At 66.7% G+C, this 1,548-nt stretch carries 1 protein-coding gene; it reads right to left on the reverse strand.

Annotated features, from left to right (window positions below):
- Positions 1–83: 83 nt before the first annotated feature.
- Positions 84–1,548: type VI secretion system Vgr family protein (locus tag ACV4UX_RS19430; protein WP_491594921.1), on the reverse strand; the 1,465-nt coding region annotated here is incomplete at its 5' end.

Genomic DNA, 1,548 nt, shown 5'->3' on the forward strand with positions numbered 1-1,548 from the left:
AGGCCCCGGGGCAGCGAGGCGAAGATGCCGCCCGGGTCCTCTTTCTCGCCGCGCTGATGCGCTGAGGCTCCGCGCCGCCCTCCTCAGACGAAGTTCACATCGGCCACCACGTTGTTCTGCACTACACCCAGGTTGGCCTGCTCCTGCACGACGTTGTTCTGGTTGACAACGATGTTGTTCACTTCGACAAGCTGATTGTTCTGCTCGACGACCACATTCTCCTGGTTGACGACCACATTGTTGTTTTCCGCGATGATGATGTTGTTGTTCGCCACGACCTGCTGCTGGTCCACGACGACGTTGTCCTGCTGGGCGACCACCTGCTGCTGGTCGCCGATCACGTTGTTGTTGTTCGCCAGGATTTGCTGCTGATCCGCGATGAGGTTGTCCTGCTGGGCGACCACCTGCTGCTGGTCCCCCACCACGTTGTTCTGCTGGCCCAGCACCTGCTGCTGGTCCACGATCAGGGCCTGGTCCTGTCCGCCCACCACCACCGCGCGGCGCAGGTGCAGGTATTCCATGGCGGCCCGGATGCCCGAGCGCGCGGGGGTGAAGTCGGTCTTGCGGGGGATGATCACGTCCTGGCGCGGCCCCAGGTTCACGTTGAGCGCCTCGCCCAGCACGGTGACGGCCTTGGCCCCCACCACGGTGGACGACTGCTCCCCCAGGGTGACGGTGTTCCAGACCTGGCAGTTCACGCTGAAGGAGCCGCCCGTGGCCAGGGCGATGCCGTCCTTGGTGGGCAGGCTGCTCCAGTCCCAGTCGGGCGGCGGGGGCGGGTCGTTGGGCGCGCCGATGCGCACCCAGGAGTTCTGCACGGGGCTCTGGATCAGGAAACGCTGGCTTCCGTCCCTGTCTTCCACGTGCAGGAGGTTGCCTCCGGCCGTGGTCAGGCGGCACTGGGTGTTGCTGTCCTGGTTCACCACCATCTTCTGGGCCTGGTTGGCCACGGCCCCGGCGATCACGGGCTTGTCCGGGTTGCCGTTGCGGAAGAGCACCAGCACCTCCGCGCCCTTGTGCAGGGGCAGGTGCAGGCCGTGGCCTTCCCCGGCGTAGGGCGTGATGAGGCGTATCCAGTGGGAGGCCTTGCCGCCTTCGCGGTCCGAGAGGTCCATGGCGAAACGCACCTTGTAGCGGCCCAGCGCGTCCACCTCTGCGTAATGTCCGTCGCCCTCGCCGTCGATCCAGGCCGTGAGGGGGCCGTAGACCTTGGGCCGGGGCGTGACGATCTCGGCCCGGAACTGCACGTTGGAGGGGATGGCCGCGAAGTCGTTGCGGTAGCTGGTCTGCTCCGGAACGTCCTGCAGGCCCCGGGTGGAAAGAGCGGACTCCTGGCGGCACTCGTGGACCACCTCCACCACGAGGTACTCGCGGTTGAAGGACTCGTCGTAGTGGTCCAGAAGCCGGAAGGTGCAGCCGGACCGAAGGAAGGGGGCCGTGGTGGAGCCGTGGTAGAGCGCGCGCCGACAGTTCAGGGACTCGGCGCGGACCTTGGCCATGCGCTCGGCCTCGGTGTTGGTGCGCGGGTCGTCCTCGTGGGCGTACACC

It is taken from the genome of Fundidesulfovibrio sp. (genome assembly GCF_058402725.1).